Origin of the sequence: Umezawaea sp. (assembly GCF_036375055.1) — a bacterium.
Taxonomy (GTDB): domain Bacteria; phylum Actinomycetota; class Actinomycetes; order Mycobacteriales; family Pseudonocardiaceae; genus Umezawaea.
On the sequence record NZ_DASUSQ010000083.1, the window covers coordinates 99,121 to 118,842 of the forward strand.

The window sequence follows — 19,722 nt, forward strand, 5'->3', positions numbered from 1 at the left end:
GGCGTGGAGATCGAGGTCGTCGAGGGTGACATCACCGAGCAGGCCGTGGACGTGGTGGTCAACGCGGCCAACTCGTCGCTGCTCGGCGGCGGCGGTGTCGACGGCGCGATCCACCGCCGGGGCGGCCCGGAGGTGCTGGCCGCGTGCCGGGCGCTGCGCGCCGCGCACCTCGGCGGCGGGCTGGGCGTGGGGCAGGCGGTCGCCACCACCGCGGGACGGCTGCCCGCGAAGTGGGTGGTCCACACGGTCGGCCCGGTGCACTCGGCCACCGAGGACCGCTCGGAGCTGCTGGCGGCGTGCCACCGCAACTCGCTGCTGGTCGCGGCCGAGCTGGGTGCGGAGACCGTGGCGTTCCCCGCGATCTCCACCGGCGTCTACCGGTGGCCGCTGGAGTCGGCCGCCGAGATCGCGCTGGCCGCGGTCCGCGAGCCGGTGGGACCGGTGCGCCTGGTGCGCTTCGTGCTGTTCGGCGCGGCCGCCCACCGCGCGTTCGCCGACCGGCTGTGAGCCTCAGGCCCGGTTCGGGGTGGTGACCCGCACGTCCCGCGCGGTCAGCTCCTCGCCGCAGCCGGTGCACTCCACCTTCGCGTGCACGCCGCCGCCGCAGTCCCGGTGGTGCAGCTCGAACGACGGGCCGTCCACGGGTGGCATCCACTCCGAACCCCAGTCGCGCAGGGCCATCATCACGGGGTAGAGCGCGCGGCCCTTGTCGGTGAGCCGGTACTCGTAGCGGGTGCGGGCGTCCTTGTAGGCGACGCGGCGCAGGACGCCCTCGTCGACCAGCTCCGCGAGCCGCTCGGTGAGCACGCTGCGGGAGATGTCCATCGCGGTCTGGAAGTCCTCGAAGCGGCGGGTGCCGAGGAAGACCTGGCGCAGCAGCAACAGGGTCCACCTCTCGCCGAGCAAGGCGGCGGGGCGCGCGATCGTGCACTGCGGGTCGGCGAGCTTCGCGTGTGCCATCTCTCCAGAATACGCTTGCGTTCGAAAAACAGACCCAGCTATGGTGGAGTTCTGAATCCGAACCCAACTAGGTGGTCGCACCATGACCGGTCCCAGCGTGCGCGCGCTCGACCGCTGGAGCGCGCCGGCAGCCGTCGACGCCGTCTTCGCCGGGCTCTCCGACCACAGCCGCTACCTGCGGTTCCACGCACCCGTGCCGCGGCTCACCAGGTCGTTCCGCGACAAGCTGATCGACCTGGACGGCGACCGCCACGCGGCCGTCGTCGCCGAGGTCCTCGGGCAGCCCATCGGCATCTCCCGGTTGGTCAGGACCGGCCGGGGCACGGCCGAGGTCTCGGTCGCCGTCGTCGACCGCTGGCACCGCCGCGGTGTGGGCCGGATGCTGCTCACCGAGATCACCGCGCTCGCGGGCGGGCTCGGCTACCTCGAACTGCACGGCGACGTGCTGCCGGAGAACACCCCGGTGGTGCGGCTCGTTCGCGGCGCGATGCCCGGTGCCCGCACGGTCCACGCGGACGGCGTCGTCCACTTCTCGTTCCCCGTCGGCTGGGCGTTCGGCCTGCCGACCCACGAGGACCTGCTGGCCGCGATCAGCCGTCCGTAGGGCTCGTCCAGCACCCGGTTCCTGTCGGTGCCCGCCGGTAGCCTGGGCGCGTGCCGATCCTGGGACCCTCCGATCCGCTGCCGCACGCTCCGAGACGGGTGCTCGTGGCGGGCACGGCGGGCGCGGGCAAGTCGACCATGGCCGATCGGATAGGCCGCGTGCTCGACCTGCCGTACGTGGAGCTCGACGCGCTGTTCCACGGCCCGCGGTGGACACCGAGGCCGGAGTTCGCGGCCGAGGTGCGCCGGTTCGCGCGCGGACCGGCGTGGGTGACGGAGTACCAGTACCGGGAGGTGCGACCCCTCCTGCTGGGCGAGGCGGACACCGTCGTCTGGCTCGACCACCCCCGGCACGTGGTGATGAGGAGGCTGGTCCTGCGCACGGTGCGCAGGAGGCTGCGGGGCCAGCACCTGTGGAACGGCAACTACGAGCCACCGCTGCGCACGGTGTTCACCGACCGCAGGCACCTCTGGAGGTGGGCGTGGAAGTCGCACGCGAGCCTGCGGCGGAAGTTGGCCGTGATGCGCGATGGTGAGGACGGGGCACGGCTGGCGATCGTGCGGCTGTGCGGCCAGAGGGAAGTGGACCGGTGGCGCGCGGGCCCGCTGCGCCACGCGGCAGGACTCAACGAGGAGTCATCGCTATGAGTGACCGGATCGCGTTGGTGCTGGGTGGGACGGGGATGTTGGCCGGGTGCGCGTCAGCGCTGCTGGCCGACGGCTGGAAGGTGGTGCTGCCCAGCCGCAGACCTCGGTTCGGCCTGGCGGCGCGGGCCGCGGTGGTGGCGGCGGGCCACCGGCCGACGGCCGCGGAGCCGAGAGCCCGTGAGATCGCCGCCGACTGGGCGCGGCCCGCCGAGCTGGCCGAACGCGTGCGCACCACCCTCGACCACCCCGCCGACCTGCTGGTCGCCTGGGTGCACTCGACCTACCGCGAGTCGGTGCTGAAGGCCGTCGCGCCGCTGCTGGCCCCGCACGCCCCGGTGGTGGAGGTGCACGACTCGGGGGCGGCGCACCGCGTCCACGGCCTGCCGGAGCCGATCCTCGACGGCCACCCCACCCAGCAGGTGGTGCTGGGGCACGTCAAGCACGGATCGGGCAGGCGCTGGCTCTCGCACCGGGAGACCTCGGACGGCGTGCTCGCCGCCGTGCACCGGGCGCTGGAGGGCAAGCCGCCGTCCACCCACCACGTGGGCGACGTGGACGTGTGGTGACGCCCGCCTGAGCCCGGTCAGCCACGGGGGCCGAGGCCGCGCACCAGCAGCAGCACGGATTCGCGGACCTCGGCCAACGACCGCTCGGGCTGGAACACCTGCCAGTCGAGGGCGATCACGAGCAGCGTGCCGAACAGCGCCGCCGACGCCGTGCCCACCTGGACCCCCTCGGGGAGGCGGCCCGCGTCGTGCGCCCGCTGCATCTGCGCCTTCACGATGGACACGATGTCGTCGCGCAGCAGGCTGAGCGTGCCGTGCCACTGGCCCGGCGTCCGCCACAGCTCGCTGACGAGCAACTGGCCGAAGGCGGGGTACTCGGCGAAGAAGCCGAGCATCCCGTCCACCAGCGCGGCCAGCGCGTCCTCGGTGCCCTCCTGCTCCTGCGCCGGGCGCAACCGCGCGGCGAGCAGGTCGACGCCGTGCCGCAGCAGGGCGTCGACGAGGGCGTCCTTGCTGCCGAAGTTGTAGTAGACCGTGCCCTTCGCGACCCCGGCCTCGGCGGCGATCTCGTCCACCGTCACCGAGGCCGCGCCGCGCTCGCCGACGAGCTTCAGCGCCGCGTCGAACAGCTTCTGCTTGGTGACCCCGGTGCGACCGGGCCGGGGCGTGCTCACAGCACCAGTTCCGGCTTCAGCCGCGACGGCGTCCAGACCCGCTGCCGGTGCGCGGCGAACGTGGAGACCGCCAGCGCTCCGACGAGGTAGGCCACCAGCACCAGCGCGTCGTGGCCGACACCGCTCAGCTCGCCGCCGTACATGAGGTGGCGCAAGCCGTCCACCGCGTAGCCCATCGGCAAACCGTAGTGCAGCGGGTACAGCGGCTCCGGGATGGTCTGCCACGGGAACGTGCCGCCGGCGCTGACCAGCTGGAGGATCAGCAGCACGAGCCCGACGAACTTGCCGACCGCGCCCAGCAGCGCGTTGAGGGCGTGCAGGACCGCGACGAACGTCATCGACGTGAGGAACAGGAACGCCAGCGTGCCGACGGGGTCGCTGGGCCGGATGTCCACGACCAGCGCCACGACGGAGAACATGACGACCACCTGCGCGAGGCCGAGCAGCGCGCCGGGCAGCCAGCCGCCGACCGCGACCCGCACCGCCGACTGGCCCGAGGCCAGCGCCCGCCGCGACAGCGGTCGCAGCAGCAGGAACAGCACGAACGCGCCGATCCACGTGGCCAGCCCGAGGAAGAACGGGGCGAGGCCCGCGCCGTAGGTGCCCGCGGCGGTCTGGCTGACGCCGCGCACGTTCACCGGGTCGCCGATGGTCTTCGCGGTGGCGTCGCGGGTGGGGTCGTCCGGGTTCGGGATCTGGCCGACGCCCTCGTTGAGCCCGTCGCGCAGCTTCGTCGTGCCGTCGACGAGCTGCTGCTCGCCGTCGCGCAGCGCGGTGGCGCCGTCGCGGAGCCGCACGGCACCGGACGCGAGGATGCCCGCGCCGTCGTCCAGCCTGGTGATCGCGTCGGTCAGCGCGGGTGTCGAGGCCGCGAGCCGCGCGGCCCCGTCGGACACCTGCTCGGCGCCGTTGGCGAGCTGCCGGAGCTGGCCCGCCGCGCCCTGCACCTTGCCGTTGGCGTCGTCGACCGGCGCCTTGGCCTGACCGAGCGCCGTCAGCACCTTCTGCACGTCCTCCTCGGGCATCCCGCCCGCCCGCAGCTTCGCGGCGATGTCGCCGTTGACCTGGTCGAGACCCGTCACCAGCGCCTGCGCCTTCGCGGCGTAGTCCTCGGCGGTCGTCGCGGCGGTCGCGTTGCCGTCGGCCACCTGCTTGGCGCCGTTGGCGAGCTGCTGCGACTTGAGCGGCAGGTCCTTCGTCTGGGCCTGGAGCTGGTCCAGCCCGTTCGCCAAGGTCCCGGCGCCGTCCGCCAGCGGGGTCGCGCCGTCCACGAGCTGCTGCGTCCCGGTCAGCGCGGACTGCTGCGCGTCGGCGAGCCTGGTCGCGCCGTCGGCCGCCTCGACGGTCTTCTGCCGGATCGTCGAGAAGCCGAGCAGCAGCCGGTCCGCGGCCTCCTCGCCGATCTTGACCGACACCGACCGGCGGACCTCCGCGACGACCTGGTTCGCGATGGTGCTGCCGAGGTAGTTGTTCGCGTCGTTGGTGGTCAGCGTGATCACGCCCTGGCGCGGGGTGAAGTCGCCGGAGGACGAGAGGGCCTGCGAGAAGTCCTCGGGCAGGGTCAGCGCGAACGTGTAGGTGCCGTCGCGGACGCCCTTCTCGGCGTCGGCCTCGCCGACCTGGTGCCAGTCGAACCTGCCGCCCCTGACCAGCTCGTCGGCCACGTCGCGACCGGCGTGGACCTGGTCGGTGCCCCGGTCGGCCACGACGAGCGCGGCGGGCACGTTCTTCAGGTTCGAGTACGGGTCCTTGTTCGCGTACAGGTAGAGCGACGCGTACAGCAGCGGCACGAGCGCCAGCGCCAGCAGCGCGAGCTTGGGCAACGTGCCGGAGCTGACCCGGCGCAGTTCGTTGAGCGCCATCCGAATCGCGGTCACGCCGTCTTCTCCTGGGCTTCTTCCTCGTCGTCGACCTCGGGGGTGTTGTCCTCGCCGAGGCGCGCGGCGGTGACGTCCAGCAGCCGCGCCGAGCTGGTCGAGCAGAGCACCACGACCGAGCGCTCCGGGGTGACCAGCGCCCTGGCCAGGCCCAGCCACGTCTCCGGTGTGCCGTGGTAGCGGTCGGGGCTGTCGAGGACGAGCGCCCCGACGCCGGGCCGGGCGGCGGCCAGCTCCAGCAGCAGCGCGCACCGCAGGTCGGCGGGGACGTGCTCGAAGCGGCTGGTCGCGTGCTCCTCGGCGCCGTGCTCGACCAGCCAGTCCGCGACGGCCTTGCGGCCGCTGCGCTCGCCGATCATGGCCAGCTCCTCGCCGACGACGGTGCTCAGCTTGAGCGCGGCCTCGGGTTCGTTGACCTCGGGCGCGTCCACGAGCGCGACCCGTCCGCGCAGCTCGGAGGGGTTGTCGGTGCCGTCGAGCAGCACCGAGCCGGTGCTGGGCCGCAACCTGCCGGACAGGGCGAGGCCGAGCGCGGTGTGGCCCGCGCCGGGCTCGCCCGCGACGAGCACGAACTCGCCGGGGCCGACCCTCAGGGTGGTCGGCCGCAGCAGCGGGCCGTGCGCCCCCGTGACGCCGACGCGCTGGGCGTGGATCTCCACCATTACCTCCTTGAACTGACCGGTCAGTTCAAATAGTGGTCCGCGGGGGAGCGGCTCGCAACCGGAGGTGGTGTGACGTTCTCGGCAACCTCGCGAAACGGACGTCAGCGCAGCGCGAAGGCCGGGCGCACTTCCCACACGGTCCACAGTGGACGATAGCCCTGGCGCGGCCAGAACACCGAGGAGAGCGGGTTCGGCGGGTTGTAGTAGAGGTAGCTGCCGACCGTGCCGAGCCGTTGCAGCTCGCGGTGGGCGAACGCCATGAGCTGCTGGCCGATCCCGGTCCCGCGCGCACCCGGCAGCACGGACAGGCAGTTCACGTACCCCCAGCGGCCGTGCGGCAGCCTGGTCGACGTCCAGTTGCCCGGCTCCGACGACACGACCGCGCACTCCGCCAGCGCCACGGCGATCCCGTCCCGCTCGGCCAGCCACGCGGGCCCGCCCGACGCGAGCCGGTCGCTCAGCGTCCTGCGCTTGAGCGCGACCGCCTCCGGCCGGGCGACCGTCGAGCCGACCAGCGACGAGTAGTGCAGCTCCGCCAGCGCGAGCTGGAGCACGGCGTCCAGGTCCTTCGGCGTGGCCCTGCGGATCCGCAGCGTCGGCGGCGGACCCCCGTTCGGGTGACCCTGGTTGCGCCGGACCGCTATCACCGACAGCGGCACCATGCCGTGGTCGAGGAACGCCTTGGCCGACTCGGTGTCCCGGCTCGGCCACGTCACCACGCAGGACGAGTCCGGTCCGGCCCCGCCGACCCGCTCCACGGTCCGCCGCCACGCCCGCAGCAGCGCGTCCATCCCGCGCCCGCCCGACGCGCCGAGCAGCGGCGTCAGCTCCCACACCTCGGTCGCCGACCACAGGCGGTGCAGCGACGTCCGGTCGTACACCTGCCGCTGGAGCACGCCCGCCACGCGCGTGCCGTCCGGGAGGGCCGCGGTGAGCACGTCGCCGTCCGGCGGCTCCGGCACGGCGGGCAGCACCGGGTCGAGGGAGGCGAACCGCGCGGACTGCGCGTCCAGCAGCGCTCGACCGACCGTCATGGGGCCAGGTTACGACGTGGGGACCCCCGGACCGGGCGCCCCGCCGGTCCACCGGGACGACCGGGCCGCCGGGCGCGTCGAGCGGCTACCGCTTGCGGGTCAGGAAGATCGCCGTGCCGGGGAACAGCTTCCCGCGCAGCGGGCTCCACTGGCCCCACTCGCGGTCGTGCCCCGCGGGCCACTCGGGTTCGAGCAGGTCCACCAGCTCCAGGCCCGCGGCGGCGAGCTGCCGCACGTAGTCGCCCATCGTCCGGTGGTGCTCCACGTAGGTGGCCCTGCCCCGCTCGTCCACCTCGACGTACGGCGTCCGGTCGAAGTACGACTGCGTGACCGTGAGCCCGCCGGGGCCGGGGTCGTCCGGGAAGATCCACCTGATCGGGTGAGTCACGGCGAACACCCACGGCGCCCCCGGCCGCAGCACCCGCGACACCTCGCGCATCACCGTGCCGGAGTCCGCCACGAACGGCACCGCGCCGAACGCCGAGCAGGCCGCGTCGAACGACCCGTCCGCGAACGGCAGCTGGTCCGCCGACGCCTGGACCAGCGGTACGTCGATCCCGGTCTCGCGGTTGGCCGCGGCGGCGTGCCGCAGCATGCCCGCGGAGATGTCGAACGCGACCGCCCGCGCCCCCTGCGACGCGAGCCACCGGGCGCACGGCGCCGACCCGCAGCCGACCTCCAGCACCCGCTTGCCCGCCACGTCGCCGAGCAGCCGCGCGTCCTGCTCGCGGACCCCCTCCGGGCACCACACGAAGTCCGCCGCGCCGAGGAAGTCGCCGTGCTCGGCGTGGTAGTCGTCGGCGTCGGCGTCCCACCAGATCCGGTTGGCGGTGCGCGACTCGGCGGCGTCCACGGGCCTCTTGGCGATCCCGGTCGTGCCGAGGGTGAGTTCGGCACTGGCGTGCTGCGTGGACACACTGCTCCTAACGTGGGGGTACCGGTTTGCCCGCTGGTCGCGAAGCCGCGTACGATACCGCCTGCGTAGTGGGTTAGCTCTGCCCATGATCCAGTAGCACGAAAACTGGCCTGTGGGGGTCGGGTGTGCCCGCCGCGCGACGCACTTTGCAGGCCACCCAATCCCAATCCGTACCGGAGCCACCTACCTAATGTCCACCGACACCACCATTGTCCCGGTCGCCAAGGCGCCGAAGCAGGTCGCGATCAACGATATCGGTACGGAGGAGGACTTCCTCGCCGCTATCGACAAGACGATCAAGTACTTCAACGACGGCGACATCGTCGAGGGCACGATCGTCAAGGTCGACCGGGACGAGGTCCTGCTCGACATCGGCTACAAGACCGAGGGCGTCATCCCCTCGCGCGAGTTGTCGATCAAGCACGACGTTGACCCCAACGATGTTGTGAAGGTCGGCGACGAGGTCGAGGCCCTCGTTCTCCAGAAGGAGGACAAGGAAGGTCGGCTGATCCTCTCCAAGAAGCGCGCTCAGTACGAGCGGGCGTGGGGCACCATCGAGGCGCTCAAGGAGAAGGACGAGCCGGTCAAGGGCACCGTCATCGAGGTGGTCAAGGGTGGTCTGATCCTCGACATCGGCCTGCGCGGCTTCCTCCCCGCGTCGCTCGTCGAGATGCGCCGCGTGCGCGACCTCCAGCCCTACGTCGGCCGCGAGCTCGAAGCCAAGATCATCGAGCTGGACAAGAACCGCAACAACGTGGTCCTGTCCCGCCGCGCGTGGCTGGAGCAGACCCAGTCCGAGGTCCGCAGCGAGTTCCTCAACCAGCTCCAGAAGGGCCAGGTCCGCAAGGGCGTCGTGTCCTCGATCGTCAACTTCGGTGCCTTCGTGGACCTGGGTGGCGTCGACGGCCTGGTGCACGTCTCGGAGCTGTCCTGGAAGCACATCGACCACCCGTCCGAGGTTGTCGAGGTCGGCCAGGAGGTCACCGTCGAGGTCCTCGACGTCGACATGGAGCGCGAGCGCGTGTCGCTGTCGCTCAAGGCGACGCAGGAAGACCCGTGGCGCCAGTTCGCCCGCACGCACGCCATCGGCCAGATCGTGCCCGGCAAGGTCACGAAGCTGGTTCCGTTCGGCGCGTTCGTCCGCGTGGACGAGGGCATCGAGGGCCTGGTGCACATCTCCGAGCTGGCCGAGCGCCACGTCGAGATCCCGGAGCAGGTCGTGCAGGTCGGCGACGACGTCATGGTCAAGGTCATCGACATCGACCTGGACCGCCGCCGCATCTCCCTCTCGCTGAAGCAGGCGAACGAGGGCTTCACGGTCGACTCCGAGTTCGACCCGACGCAGTACGGCATGGCCGCCGAGTACGACGCCGAGGGCAACTACATCTACCCCGAGGGCTTCGACGTCGAGAGCCAGGAGTGGCAGGAAGGCTTCGACAAGCAGCGTGAGGAGTGGGAGCGTCAGTACGCTGAGGCCCACACCCGTTACGAGGCCCACATGAAGCAGGTCGCGAAGGCCGCTGCCGCCGAGGAAGAGGCCGCTGGGGAGACCAACTACTCCTCGGGTGGCGACGCTCCGGCCGCCGCGTCCAGCACCGGCGCCCCGGCCCAGTCCGGTGGCACCCTCGCCAGCGACGAGCAGCTCGCGCTGCTGCGCGAGAAGCTGTCGGGTGGCGCCTGATCCCTCGGGATCGGCTAGCTGAGACCCACTGACGAAGCCCCGCACCACTCACGGTGGTGCGGGGCTTCGCCGTTCCCGGACGCCGTGCCGCCGTGGTGTGGAAGTCGGGGTCGACCCGACCACCGACCGCTGCGAACCCGCCGTTCGCTCCACCCGATCCGGTCGACCGAAACACGACCGCGTCGCACCCGGCACGCCGCTTGGATTCGACCGTCCGGCCTACTAGGTTCGGTCTCCTATGGCTGGCGTCCGGTTCCAGAAGCTGACGGTGGGTTCGGTGATGGCCTTGTGCGCCTTGGCTTTGGCGGCGTGCGCGACACCGAAGCGCCCCGCCGCGCCACCCCCGCAGATCCCCACGATCGTGGCACCCACTTCGGTGACCCGAACCCCGGTGATGGCCGACCGGCCCCTGCCGGACGACTGCGAGTTGATCGTCCCGGTCGAACAGGTCGCCCAGGCGCTCGGCCGGGAACTCCCCAAGCCGACGGAGATCATCGGCATCGCGGAGCCGTCGATCGCCCGCACCGGGAAGATCGACTGCTACCACGGCATCCCGGCGGGCAAACCGCTGTCCGACGCGCTCCTGGTCATCGGCGTCTCCACCTACGCCGACGACGTCTCGGCGCAGCAGCGGGTCACCGAGAGCGTGGAGGCCGAGCGCCAGGCGGGTGCCGCGGTCGCCGACGTCCCCGTCGCCAAGCAGCGCGGCACCCTGCTGACCAGTCCCCAGGAACTCCTCCTCATCGGCTCCATCGGCAAGTCCACCTTCGTGGTCAGGGCGCGGGCGGACCTCCTCCCGGCCGAGCAGCTCGGTCAGGTCCTCACCGGGTTCGCCGTCCAGTCGATGACGCAGCCGATCTCCTGAAAGACTGGCCCCATGTTGCGCGTGGGGCTCTCCGGGGGAATCGGATCGGGCAAGTCGACGGTGGCCAGGAGGCTCCAGGAGCACGGGGCCGTGCTCATCGACTCCGACAAGCTGGCCCGCGAGGTGGTGGAGCCGGGCACCGAGGGGCTCGCCGGGATCGTCGAGGCGTTCGGCGCGGACGTCCTGGACGAGCACGGAGCCCTGAACCGGGGTGCCCTGGCGGCGAGGGTCTTCACCGACGACACCGCCCGCAAGACCCTGAACGGCATCGTTCACCCCCTGGTGGGTGCCAGGACCGCCGAACTGATCGCGGGAGCGGCACCGGACGCGGTCGTCGTCCACGACGTTCCGCTGCTGGTCGAGAACGGCATGGCCCCCGCCTACCACCTGGTGCTGATCGTCCACGCGGGCGAGGAGGAGCGCGTCCGCAGGCTGGTGGGTGCCCGCGGCATGGCCGAGCAGGACGCCCGCAACCGCATCGCCGCGCAGGCCACCGACGACCAGCGGCGGGCGGTGGCGGACGTGTGGCTGGACAACTCCGGCACCCCCGACCTGGTCCTCGCGGCCGTGGACGCGCTCTGGGCCGACCGCCTGGTCCCGTTCGAGGCGAACGTCCGCCTCCACCGCCGCGTGTCCGGTCGTCCCCAGGTCGTCCCGCACGACGACACCTGGCCGCTCCAGGCGCGGCGGATCGCCGCCCGGATCGGCCTCGCCGCGGGAGGGCTGACCGTCGAGCACATCGGCTCGACCGCCGTGCCGGGCCTGGCCGCGAAGGACGTGATCGACCTCCAGTTGGGCGTCCCGTCCCTGGCGGCGGCCGACGAGCTGGCCGACCGGCTGGGTGACGCGGGCTTCCCGCTGGTGCGCAAGGACGCCGAGGACGTGCCGAAGCCCGAGGGCGCCGACCAGGAGCCGTGGCGGAAGCGGTTCCACGCGGGAGCGGACCCGTCGAGGCTCGTCAACCTGCACGTCCGGGTGAAGGGCGGGCCGGCGTGGGAGTGGGCGCTGCGGTTCCGGGACTGGCTGCTGGCCAACCCCGCCGAGGTGGCGGACTACCAGGCGTTGAAGCTGGCGCTGTCGGCCGAGTTCGCCTCGGACGACACGTGGGAGAACTACGCGGAGGCCAAGGAGCCGTGGATGGCGGCGGCCTCCGAGCGGATGGGCTACAGCGGCGGCCAGACCTCGTAGAGGCCGCGGTGCATCAGCCACGACGTCATGTCGTGGCGGTGCAGGCTGATCTCCTCCAGCGTGCGGTGCACGGTCCGCAGCGCCAGGTCGGCGTCACCGGGGCGCAGGACGCGGCCCGCGACGGCGGCGGCGAACTCCTCGGAGCGCACGATCCGGGCGGTGGTGCCGCCGGGGACGGAGAGGCCGAGCAGCAGGTCCGTCGTGCGCCACGACCGGCCGTCGCGCTCCACGCGGACCGCCGTGAGCACGCTCGGTGCCCGGCGCGCGTGCCGCGACCGAGGGCGGTGGTGCGTGAGCCGCAGACCCAGTTCCGGGATCAGCCACGTGATCTCCGAATCGGAGAACGGGTCCTCCGGGGTCGGGCACTCCATCCGCAGTCCCCACCGCTCGACCTCGCAGGTCGTCAGGTGTCGCGACATCCCGGAGGAGTAGCTGCGAACAGCGCTTACGGTGTCGACCGTGTCGACCAGCTGAGGTGTGATGACCGCTCCCACGCGACCCGAGGGTAGCCCTAAGTGTGCGTTCGGTAACCCTCCGGGTCGATTTGTTACATCACGGATTGGGGTATCAAAACACTGTCAGTACTACCGGCGTCGCCAGGTCGTGACTGCTCCCTGCGCCGCCAGCCAGCGGATCGCGTCGAACCCGTGGGAGGAGATGCCCGCGACGGCGCGGTAGGCCGTCTCCAGCGCCCACTGCGCGCGCGGGGCCTGGACCAGGCCCGCCGCCAAAGCGGCGAGCAGCTCGTCGGTGTCCAGGACGGTCACGCCGCGGCCGGTCCGCACGATCAGGTCGAGGTAGAGGTCGACCGTCTTCCACACCGTGCCGCTGGAGGTGATCTCCACGACGTCCACGTACAGGTCGTAGTCGCGTTCGTGACCGGGGTGCCACGACTGGCGGGTGACGCGGAGCCCGAACGAGGGCAGCAGCCACGACTCGAAGTGCGACAGCTCCGGGTGGCCGAGCACCGGCCGGAACATGTACAGCCCGTGCGGCGCGGTGCGGTACTCCTCCACCCCCCGCAGGTGGCCCTTGGGATCGGTGTTGCTCTTCGCGTCCAGGTCGAAGTACTCGATCTTGGGCGGGTGGATGTGCGCCACGGGGGCGGCCTCCTGCGTGTGCATCCCGTTATCTTGCCGAGTCCAACGGTCTACCCATATTGCTACATTCGGTTGAATCCGCTGTCTAAGATCCGCGCATGTTCGGGATCATCCGCCCCTGCCGCAACCGCCTCGGCCCTGAGCTGAGCGAGGCCTGGCTCGCCCACCTGTGCGGGCTCTGCCTCGCCCTCCGGGACGACCACGGGCAGCTCGCGAGGGTCGTCACCAACTACGACGGCCTGGCGATCTCGGCCATGGTCGAGGCCCAGTCCCCGGCGGGGACCGGCCGCAGGGCCGCCGGTCCGTGCCCGCTGCGGGGCATGAGGTCGGCCGACGTGTCGCACGGCCGGGGCGCCCGGCTGGCCGCGACGGTCTCGCTCGTCCTCGCCTCGACGAAGGTGCGCGACCACATCGAGGACGGCGACGGCGTGTTCGCCCGCCGCGCCGCCAGGGGGGTGGGCCGCAGGGTCGCGTCCCGGTGGGCCGACCAGGCCGCCGAGACCGGTGCCGACCTCGGGTTCGACACGTCCGTGCTGGTCGAGGCCGTGCGCAGGCAGGAGGAGGTCGAGGCGGCCGCGGGTGCGGGCAGCTCGGTCCTGCTCGTCACCGAGCCGACCGAGACCGCCACCGGCGAGGCGTGCGCGCAGACCGCCGTGCTCGCGGGCCGTCCCGGCAACGTGGCCCCGCTGCGCGAGGTCGGCAGGCTCTTCGGACGGCTCGCCCACCTCCTCGACGCCGTGGAGGACCTGGAGGCCGACCGCGCGTCCGGCGCGTGGAACCCGCTGACGGCCACCGGCACGGACCTCGCCGAGGCCCGACGGCTGTGCGACGACGCGGCGCTCGGCATCAAGCTCGCGCTGCGCGAGGCGACGTTCACCGACGACCGGCTGGTGCACGCGCTGTTCGTGCACGAGCTGAGGACCGCGATCGGGCGCACGTTCGGCGACCCGCACGCCCACCAGCCGCCTCCGCCGCCCGGCTGGCAGCCCGCGCCCGGCATGTACCCGCCGCCCCACCAGCCCCCGCCGGGCCAGGAGAACACCTACGGCCAGTACGCCCCGCCACCCGTGCCGCCGCCCGGCGCGCCCGGTGGCGGCACGCCGCCCGGTCCGCCCCCGCCGCCGGGGAAGAAGGGCCGCAAGCACCCGAAGGATCCCGGTCCCGGCCGGTTCCTGTGGGCGTGGCCGCCGCGCGTCGACCCGCCGCGCGGCCGCGGCGTCGCGGCGGGCTGCGTCGCGGTGCTCTACCAGTGCGGGACCTGCCAGTACTGCTGCCGCGACCCGTACCCCGGCCCGTGGAAGGGCACGTGGCACGACGCCTGGTGCAACTGCGACTGCAACTGCGGCGACGCGTGCTGCTGCGACGGCGACTGCTGCGGGTGCGACTGCAACTGCTAAAGGGGGCTTGACCAGCGCCGATCAGAAATTGTCGGACCCCAGGCGTACCTTCGTGCTGTGGCATTCCCTACCGAGATCCCCGCTGAGGACGCGACCCCCAAGGCGCACTCGCAGTTCCGGCCCGTCGGCGACATCCCCCGCACCGACGGGCAGTTCCGCATGGTCGCCGACTACGAGCCCGCGGGTGACCAGCCCGCGGCGATCGCCGACCTGGAACGCCGCATCCGCCGCGGCGAGAAGGACGTCGTGCTGCTCGGTGCCACCGGCACCGGCAAGTCCGCCACGACGGCGTGGCTGATCGAGAAGGTGCAGCGGCCGACGCTGGTCATGGCGCCCAACAAGACGCTCGCCGCGCAGCTGGCGAACGAGCTGAAGAGCTTCTTCCCGGACAACGCGGTCGAGTACTTCGTCAGCTACTACGACTACTACCAGCCCGAGGCGTACATCCCGCAGACGGACACGTACATCGAGAAGGACTCCTCGGTGAACGACGACGTCGAGCGGCTCCGCCACGCGGCCACGATGAGCCTGCTGACCAGGCGCGACGTGATCGTGGTCGCCTCGGTGTCGTGCATCTACGGCCTCGGCACCCCGCAGTCGTACCTGGACAGGTCGATCTCGCTGGCCGTCGGCGGGGAGGTCGACCGCGACCTGTTCCTGCGCGCACTGGTCGACGTCCAGTACACCCGCAACGACATCGCGTTCGCCCGCGGCACCTTCCGGGTGCGCGGCGACACGGTGGAGATCATCCCGGCGTACGAGGAGCTGGCCATCCGGGTCGAGTTCTTCGGCGACGAGATCGACAAGCTGTACTACCTGCACCCGTTGACCGGCGACGTGGTCCGCGAGGTCGACGACCTGCGGATCTTCCCCGCCACCCACTACGTGGCGGGCGCGGAGCGCATGGAGCGGGCGATCGGCGACATCGAGCGCGAGCTGGCGGAGTCGCTGGAGAAGATGGAGCGCCAGGGCAAGCTCCTCGAAGCCCAGCGGCTGCGGATGCGCACCAGCTACGACCTGGAGATGATGCGCCAGGTCGGGTTCTGCAACGGCATCGAGAACTACTCGCGCCACATCGACGACCGTCCGGCGGGCTCGGCCCCGGCGACGTTGATCGACTACTTCCCGGACGACTTCCTGCTGGTGGTCGACGAGTCGCACGTGACGGTGCCGCAGATCGGCGGCATGTACGAGGGCGACGCGTCCCGCAAGCGCAACCTGGTCGAGCACGGCTTCCGCCTGCCCAGCGCGCTGGACAACCGCCCGCTGACGTGGGAGGAGTTCGCCGACCGCATCGGCCAGACGGTGTACCTGTCGGCCACGCCCGGCCCGTACGAGATCGGCCAGGCCGGCGGCGAGTTCGTCGAGCAGGTCATCCGCCCGACCGGCCTGATCGACCCCGAGGTCATCGTCAAGCCCACCGAGGGCCAGATCGACGACCTCGTCCACGAGATCCGCAGCCGCGCCGAACTCGACGAGCGGGTGCTGGTCACCACCCTGACCAAGAAGATGTCCGAGGACCTCACCGACTACCTGCTGGAACTCGGCATCCGGGTCCGCTACCTGCACTCCGAGGTCGACACCCTCCGCCGCATCGAGCTGCTCCGGCAGCTCCGGCTGGGCGACTACGACGTCCTGATCGGCATCAACCTCCTCAGGGAGGGCCTCGACCTCCCCGAGGTGTCCCTGGTGGCGATCCTCGACGCCGACAAGGAGGGCTTCCTCCGCTCCGGCACCAGCCTCATCCAGACGATCGGCCGTGCGGCCCGAAACGTCTCCGGCCAGGTCCACATGTACGCCGACCGCGTCACCGACTCGATGCGCCACGCCATCGACGAGACCAACCGCAGGCGCGCCAAGCAGATCGCCTACAACACCGAACGCGGCCTCGACCCGCAGCCGCTGCGCAAGAAGATCACCGACATCCTCGAACAGGTCTACGCCGAGGCCGAGGACGCCATCGAGGTCGGCGGTTCGGGCCGCAACGCCTCCCGCGGCAAGCGCTCCACCGGCGAGGCGGGCGGAGGGCGCAGCTCCGGCGTCCTCGCCGACAAGGACCGCTCGGGCATGGCCCGCTCCGAACTGGCCGACTTGGTCCAACAGCTGACCGACCAGATGATGGCCGCCGCCCGCGACCTCCAGTTCGAACTGGCGGGCCGCCTCCGCGACGAGATCCAGGACCTCAAGAAGGAACTGAGAGGCATGGACGCCGCGGGCGTCAAGTAACCAGAGCTCCCGGCCACAGGCCGGGCCAACGGCGCAGCGCCCCGCGACTCGCTTCCTCGGCTCGTGGGGCGCTGTCAGCCTGCACCAAACCAACCACCGCCCACTGAACTCACGCCCGGCCCGGCCCGAACCGGACCCGCTGCCGTCCGGACCTGCTGGACCCGCTGCCGTCCGGACCTGCTGGACCCGCAGCTGCACGGCCCGGCAGGACCCACGACTGGACCCGCAGGCCGAGCCTGCGGCCAGGCCGAGCCTGCGGCCAGGCCGAGCCTGCGGCCGGACTTGCCCCTCCAGACCTGCGGTTCGATGGTCCGGCCGAACCTGCGGCCGGACTTGACCCGCCAGACCCGCAGTCAGGTTGGACCTGCGGCCGCACCGGACTCGCCAGACCTGCGGTTGGACGGTCCGGCCGGATCTGCGGGCGGACCGGACCCGCTGGGCCTGAGCCGAGGGCGGACCTGCGGTCACACCGGCCCGCTGGACCCGCGGCCAGGCCGAACCTGCGGCCGGACTGGACTTGCGGTCAGGCTGTCCCTGAGGCCGGCCTGGACTTGCGGTCAGGCTGTCCCTGCGGCCGTTCGGCCGGACCGGACCTTCGGCCGGACCGGACCCGCTGGACCTACGGCCAGGCCGGACCCGCTGGACACGCGGCCATACGGTCCGGTGGACCTGCGGCCGGACCGGACCCGCCGGGCCTGAGCCCAGGCCGGACCCGCCGGGCCTGAGCCCAGGCCGGACCTGCGGTCACGCCGGACCTGCGGTCACGCCGGGTCGGACCCGCAGTCAGGCTGGACGTGCGGTCGGGCTGGGTTCTGCTTCGCCGGACCTGCCGGACCTGCCTGTGCGCTGGACCCGTCGGACCGCCTCTAACGTGCCGGACCCCCGCTCTGCCAAGCAGCCCGACCACACAGGGCACCCCCAACTTCCCGGCTTACGCCGGGATGAAGGCGCAGCGCCCCACGATTCGCTTCCTCGGCTCGTGGGGTGCTGCCCGCCTCCAACGGGCTGAACCTGCCCGACCGCCACCGGACCCACCAGGCTCGCGGACCTGCCGGACCTGCCGGACCTGCCGGACCCGTCGGACCTACCGGTCTGAGCGGACCTACTGACTCAGGCACTCAACACATCCCGGAAGTCGCCCTCCGAAACGCCTCAACACCATCCTTCACAGCTCCACCACCGTCGAGCCCGGCCAGGATCCGCTCCACGGCCTCGCGCTGCCCCGGATTGGCCGACCAGTACGCCCCAGGCAGACGCAGCACCGCCACCAGCACATCACCGGGGTAGTAGTCGCCCTCCAGCAGCGGATTCCCCTCCAGCAGCGCAAGCGCCCGAGGCACCAGCACGGCCAAACCCTCCTGCTGCCCCAGCAACACGCGCAGGTCCCCTGGCTGGAGCGTGTCGAGAGGCTTGCGCCTCAACCGGTACACCGTCTCCACCAACCCCGTGGCATCGGCCGGAACCGCGCCCCACGACACGCCCTCGATCTCCTCCAGCGACAAACCGTTCTTGCCCATGACACCCCCGCAGCAGGTCCGACAACGGAAAACCGAAGCCACCGTAGGTCACCGTGAGTGCCCACATCGGACTCAGGGGTGCGTGACCACGTGCTCCGAGACCTGGCACGACGTGCGAGAACCCGTCATCCAGCCCGATCGCGGACGAAGCGGCCACAACTGCTGAGCGCACACGGACTACGGTGGGTTCCGTCATGGCCGCGGTCGACTCCGGAGGTACCTCGAGTGGCGTATTCAGCCGAGATCAGCAGGGTCAACCCGACCTGCTTCGTGTTCCTCGTGGACCAGTCCGCGTCCATGAACGACCCCATCGGCGGTGACAGCCCCCAGCGCAAGGCGGACGTGGTCGCGGACGCGATCAACCGGCTGCTGACCGAGCTGTCCGTCAAGTGCGCCAAGGAAGAGGGCGTGCGCGACTACTTCCACGTCGCCGTCATCGGCTACGGCAGCACGGTCGGCTCGGCGTACGCGGGTGCGCTCGCGGGGCGGGACCTGGTGCCGTTGAGCGAGGTGGCCGACAACCCCGCGCGGGTCGAGGAGCGGGTCAAGAAGGTGCCGGACGGCGCGGGCGGGCTGGTCGAGACGACGACCCGGTTCCCCGTCTGGATGGACCCGGTGGCGAACGCGGGCACGCCGATGGGGCGGGCGCTCCAGTACGCGGAGTCGATCGTGTCGAAGTGGCTGGTGGACCACCCCGGCTGCTTCCCGCCGATCGTGCTGAACCTGACCGACGGCGAGGCGACCGACGGCGACCCGGACGGTCCCGCCTCCGGGATCAGGGCGCACGCCAGCGCGGACGGCGCAGCGCTGCTGTTCAACCTGCACGTGTCGGCCGGTGACGCGGAGCCGGTGACGTTCCCCGACACCGACACGAACCTGCCGGACGCGTACTCGAAGACGCTGTTCGGCATGTCCAGCGTGCTGCCGACGGACATGCGGTCCTACGCCGCCACGCAGGGCTTCTCGGTCAGCGACGCGACGCGCGGGTTCGTCTACAACGCCGACATCGCGTCGATCGTGCAGTTCCTCGACATCGGTACTCGCGCCACCGACCTGCGCTGACGCCGATGTGGGCCTACGTTTCGACGCTGTCCGTCCCCAAGGACGGGGCCACGGCGGAGGAGTGCGAGGACGCGGCCGTCGTGGTGCCCGTGATCGCGTCGGACGAGCCGACGGACGGGCCCGTGTCGGTCGCGGTGGCGGACGGCGCGTCGGAGAGCCTGCTGGCGCGCCCGTGGGCGCGGGTGCTGGTGGACTCGACGGTGGAGGCGGTGCGGGCGAAGCCCGAGGTGCTGCACAGCGAGGCCGGGTTCGCCCGCGTGGTGCTGGGCGCCGTCGACGACTGGGACGTCTGGCTCGCGGCCTACGTCGCCGAACGCGAGGAGACCGCCCGGCCCATCAAGTGGTACGAGCAGCCGGGCCTGGAGCGGGGCGCGTACGCGACGCTGCTCGCGTTCCACCTGACCGACGTCGGGCTGTGGCACGCCGCCGCGCTCGGTGACAGCTGCCTGTTCCAAGTGCGCGCGGACAGCATGCTGCGGGCGTTCCCGGTCGACACCGCCATCGCGCTCGGCACGTCGCCCGCGCTGCTGAACAGCCGCAACCGCGACGACGAGCTGATCGCGTCGCGGACGGGCCTCGCGGGCGGCGACTACCAGGAGGGCGACCAGTTCTTCCTCGGCACGGACGCGCTCGCGCACTGGTTCCTGACCGAGGTGGAGCAGGAGGACTGCCCGTGGGAGGTCCTGCGGGACCTGAGCGCGGCGGGCAGCGCCGAGGAGTTCGCCGAGTGGGTTGCCGCCGAGCGCGCGGGTGGCCGGATGAAGAACGACGACGTGACGCTCGTGCACGTCGACCTGGGGTAGGCC

At 71.9% G+C, this 19,722-nt stretch carries 20 protein-coding genes; 11 read left to right on the forward strand and 9 right to left on the reverse strand.

The features are described from left to right. The first annotated feature begins 3 nt into the window (after window positions 1-3). Window positions 4-507, forward strand: coding sequence for an O-acetyl-ADP-ribose deacetylase (locus VFZ92_RS23000; protein WP_330878080.1), 504 nt, complete (start codon window positions 4-6; stop codon window positions 505-507). 3 nt (window positions 508-510) lie between these two features. Here VFZ92_RS23000 and VFZ92_RS23005 read toward each other — a convergent pair whose 3' ends face one another. Then, complete coding sequence (locus VFZ92_RS23005) at window positions 511-960, reverse strand: helix-turn-helix domain-containing protein (protein WP_330878081.1); 450 nt, start codon at window positions 958-960, stop codon at window positions 511-513. A gap of 82 nt (window positions 961-1,042) precedes the next feature. Here VFZ92_RS23005 and VFZ92_RS23010 point away from each other — a divergent pair, with 82 nt between their 5' ends. Genes VFZ92_RS23010 through VFZ92_RS23020 form a run of 3 tightly spaced genes read left to right on the forward strand, consistent with a single transcriptional unit; the run spans window position 1,043 to window position 2,777 of the window. Continuing rightward, window positions 1,043-1,564: a GNAT family N-acetyltransferase gene (locus VFZ92_RS23010; protein ID WP_330878082.1), complete on the forward strand. Its 522-nt coding sequence runs from the start codon at window positions 1,043-1,045 to the stop codon at window positions 1,562-1,564. Between the two features lie 50 nt (window positions 1,565-1,614). Then, the gene (locus tag VFZ92_RS23015) at window positions 1,615-2,211 is read left to right on the forward strand and encodes an AAA family ATPase (RefSeq protein WP_330878083.1); all 597 of its coding nucleotides are present in this window, start codon (window positions 1,615-1,617) and stop codon (window positions 2,209-2,211) included. Further along, window positions 2,208-2,777 (forward strand): hypothetical protein, encoded by a 570-nt coding sequence (locus tag VFZ92_RS23020; RefSeq protein ID WP_330878084.1) that lies wholly within the window; start codon window positions 2,208-2,210, stop codon window positions 2,775-2,777. The genes VFZ92_RS23015 and VFZ92_RS23020 overlap by 4 nt, the downstream gene beginning before the upstream one ends. 17 nt (window positions 2,778-2,794) lie before the next feature. On the opposite strand, the gene VFZ92_RS23025 is transcribed toward VFZ92_RS23020, so the two are convergent. The 5 genes from VFZ92_RS23025 to VFZ92_RS23045 all read right to left on the reverse strand — a co-directional run bounded on the left by VFZ92_RS23025 (window position 2,795) and on the right by VFZ92_RS23045 (window position 7,880). Beyond that, complete coding sequence (locus VFZ92_RS23025; protein WP_330878085.1) at window positions 2,795-3,391, reverse strand: TetR/AcrR family transcriptional regulator; 597 nt, start codon at window positions 3,389-3,391, stop codon at window positions 2,795-2,797. Further along, on the reverse strand, window positions 3,388-5,268 hold the full coding sequence (locus VFZ92_RS23030) for a YhgE/Pip domain-containing protein (RefSeq protein ID WP_330878086.1): 1,881 nt from the start codon (window positions 5,266-5,268) through the stop codon (window positions 3,388-3,390). Before VFZ92_RS23030 ends, VFZ92_RS23025 begins: the two co-directional genes overlap by 4 nt. Continuing rightward, complete coding sequence (locus VFZ92_RS23035) at window positions 5,265-5,927, reverse strand: ATP-binding cassette domain-containing protein (RefSeq protein ID WP_330878087.1); 663 nt, start codon at window positions 5,925-5,927, stop codon at window positions 5,265-5,267. Before VFZ92_RS23035 ends, VFZ92_RS23030 begins: the two co-directional genes overlap by 4 nt. Window positions 5,928-6,031: 104 nt before the next feature. Further along, window positions 6,032-6,964, reverse strand: a complete 933-nt coding sequence (locus VFZ92_RS23040) for a GNAT family N-acetyltransferase (protein ID WP_330878088.1) — start codon at window positions 6,962-6,964, stop codon at window positions 6,032-6,034. 85 nt (window positions 6,965-7,049) lie between these two features. Beyond that, window positions 7,050-7,880, reverse strand: a complete 831-nt coding sequence (locus VFZ92_RS23045; RefSeq protein ID WP_330878089.1) for a class I SAM-dependent methyltransferase — start codon at window positions 7,878-7,880, stop codon at window positions 7,050-7,052. Window positions 7,881-8,070: 190 nt separating this feature from the next. Between VFZ92_RS23045 and rpsA the strand changes: the two genes are divergently transcribed. The 3 genes from rpsA (at window position 8,071) to coaE (ending at window position 11,614) form a co-directional block, all read left to right on the forward strand. Continuing rightward, window positions 8,071-9,561 (forward strand): 30S ribosomal protein S1, encoded by a 1,491-nt coding sequence (rpsA, locus tag VFZ92_RS23050; RefSeq protein WP_259623642.1) that lies wholly within the window; start codon window positions 8,071-8,073, stop codon window positions 9,559-9,561. Window positions 9,562-9,922: 361 nt separating this feature from the next. Then, window positions 9,923-10,426, forward strand: a complete 504-nt coding sequence (locus VFZ92_RS23055; protein ID WP_330878090.1) for a hypothetical protein — start codon at window positions 9,923-9,925, stop codon at window positions 10,424-10,426. Window positions 10,427-10,438: 12 nt separating this feature from the next. Beyond that, the gene (coaE, locus tag VFZ92_RS23060; protein ID WP_330878091.1) at window positions 10,439-11,614 is read left to right on the forward strand and encodes a dephospho-CoA kinase; all 1,176 of its coding nucleotides are present in this window, start codon (window positions 10,439-10,441) and stop codon (window positions 11,612-11,614) included. On the opposite strand, the gene VFZ92_RS23065 is transcribed toward coaE, so the two are convergent. Then, a complete protein-coding gene (locus VFZ92_RS23065) occupies window positions 11,590-12,033 on the reverse strand; it encodes a hypothetical protein (RefSeq protein ID WP_330878092.1) in 444 nt (147 codons plus the stop codon). The two genes, coaE and VFZ92_RS23065, sit on opposite strands and share 25 nt — an antisense overlap. A 165-nt stretch (window positions 12,034-12,198) precedes the next feature. Continuing rightward, window positions 12,199-12,738, reverse strand: a complete 540-nt coding sequence (locus VFZ92_RS23070) for a DUF402 domain-containing protein (protein WP_330878093.1) — start codon at window positions 12,736-12,738, stop codon at window positions 12,199-12,201. Window positions 12,739-12,812: 74 nt separating this feature from the next. On the opposite strand from VFZ92_RS23070, the gene VFZ92_RS23075 reads away from it, so the two are divergent. Next, window positions 12,813-14,111, forward strand: a complete 1,299-nt coding sequence (locus tag VFZ92_RS23075; protein ID WP_330878094.1) for a DUF5685 family protein — start codon at window positions 12,813-12,815, stop codon at window positions 14,109-14,111. A 57-nt stretch (window positions 14,112-14,168) separates the two neighbouring features. Then, on the forward strand, window positions 14,169-16,337 hold the full coding sequence (gene uvrB / locus VFZ92_RS23080) for an excinuclease ABC subunit UvrB (RefSeq protein WP_330878095.1): 2,169 nt from the start codon (window positions 14,169-14,171) through the stop codon (window positions 16,335-16,337). A gap of 1,118 nt (window positions 16,338-17,455) precedes the next feature. Here the strand turns inward: uvrB and VFZ92_RS23085 are convergent. Next, the gene (locus VFZ92_RS23085; protein ID WP_330878096.1) at window positions 17,456-17,854 is read right to left on the reverse strand and encodes a contact-dependent growth inhibition system immunity protein; all 399 of its coding nucleotides are present in this window, start codon (window positions 17,852-17,854) and stop codon (window positions 17,456-17,458) included. Between the two features lie 225 nt (window positions 17,855-18,079). On the opposite strand from VFZ92_RS23085, the gene VFZ92_RS23090 reads away from it, so the two are divergent. Then, window positions 18,080-18,916, forward strand: a complete 837-nt coding sequence (locus tag VFZ92_RS23090) for a vWA domain-containing protein (protein ID WP_330878097.1) — start codon at window positions 18,080-18,082, stop codon at window positions 18,914-18,916. Between the two features lie 5 nt (window positions 18,917-18,921). After that, a complete protein-coding gene (locus VFZ92_RS23095; protein ID WP_330878098.1) occupies window positions 18,922-19,719 on the forward strand; it encodes a hypothetical protein in 798 nt (265 codons plus the stop codon). Window positions 19,720-19,722: the final 3 nt, after the last annotated feature.

Bases quoted from the DNA above. Each gene is read 5' to 3' on its own strand.
- VFZ92_RS23005 (WP_330878081.1), bottom strand. From the start codon at position 960: ATGGCACACGCGAAGCTCGCCGACCCGCAGTGCACGATCGCGCGCCCC.
- VFZ92_RS23010 (WP_330878082.1), top strand. From the start codon at position 1,043: ATGACCGGTCCCAGCGTGCGCGCGCTCGACCGCTGGAGCGCGCCGGCA.
- VFZ92_RS23020 (WP_330878084.1), top strand. From the start codon at position 2,208: ATGAGTGACCGGATCGCGTTGGTGCTGGGTGGGACGGGGATGTTGGCC.
- VFZ92_RS23040 (WP_330878088.1), bottom strand. From the start codon at position 6,964: ATGACGGTCGGTCGAGCGCTGCTGGACGCGCAGTCCGCGCGGTTCGCC.
- rpsA (WP_259623642.1), top strand. From the start codon at position 8,071: ATGTCCACCGACACCACCATTGTCCCGGTCGCCAAGGCGCCGAAGCAG.
- coaE (WP_330878091.1), top strand. From the start codon at position 10,439: ATGTTGCGCGTGGGGCTCTCCGGGGGAATCGGATCGGGCAAGTCGACG.
- VFZ92_RS23065 (WP_330878092.1), bottom strand. From the start codon at position 12,033: ATGTCGCGACACCTGACGACCTGCGAGGTCGAGCGGTGGGGACTGCGG.
- VFZ92_RS23070 (WP_330878093.1), bottom strand. From the start codon at position 12,738: ATGCACACGCAGGAGGCCGCCCCCGTGGCGCACATCCACCCGCCCAAG.
- VFZ92_RS23075 (WP_330878094.1), top strand. From the start codon at position 12,813: ATGTTCGGGATCATCCGCCCCTGCCGCAACCGCCTCGGCCCTGAGCTG.
- VFZ92_RS23085 (WP_330878096.1), bottom strand. From the start codon at position 17,854: ATGGGCAAGAACGGTTTGTCGCTGGAGGAGATCGAGGGCGTGTCGTGG.
- VFZ92_RS23095 (WP_330878098.1), top strand. From the start codon at position 18,922: ATGTGGGCCTACGTTTCGACGCTGTCCGTCCCCAAGGACGGGGCCACG.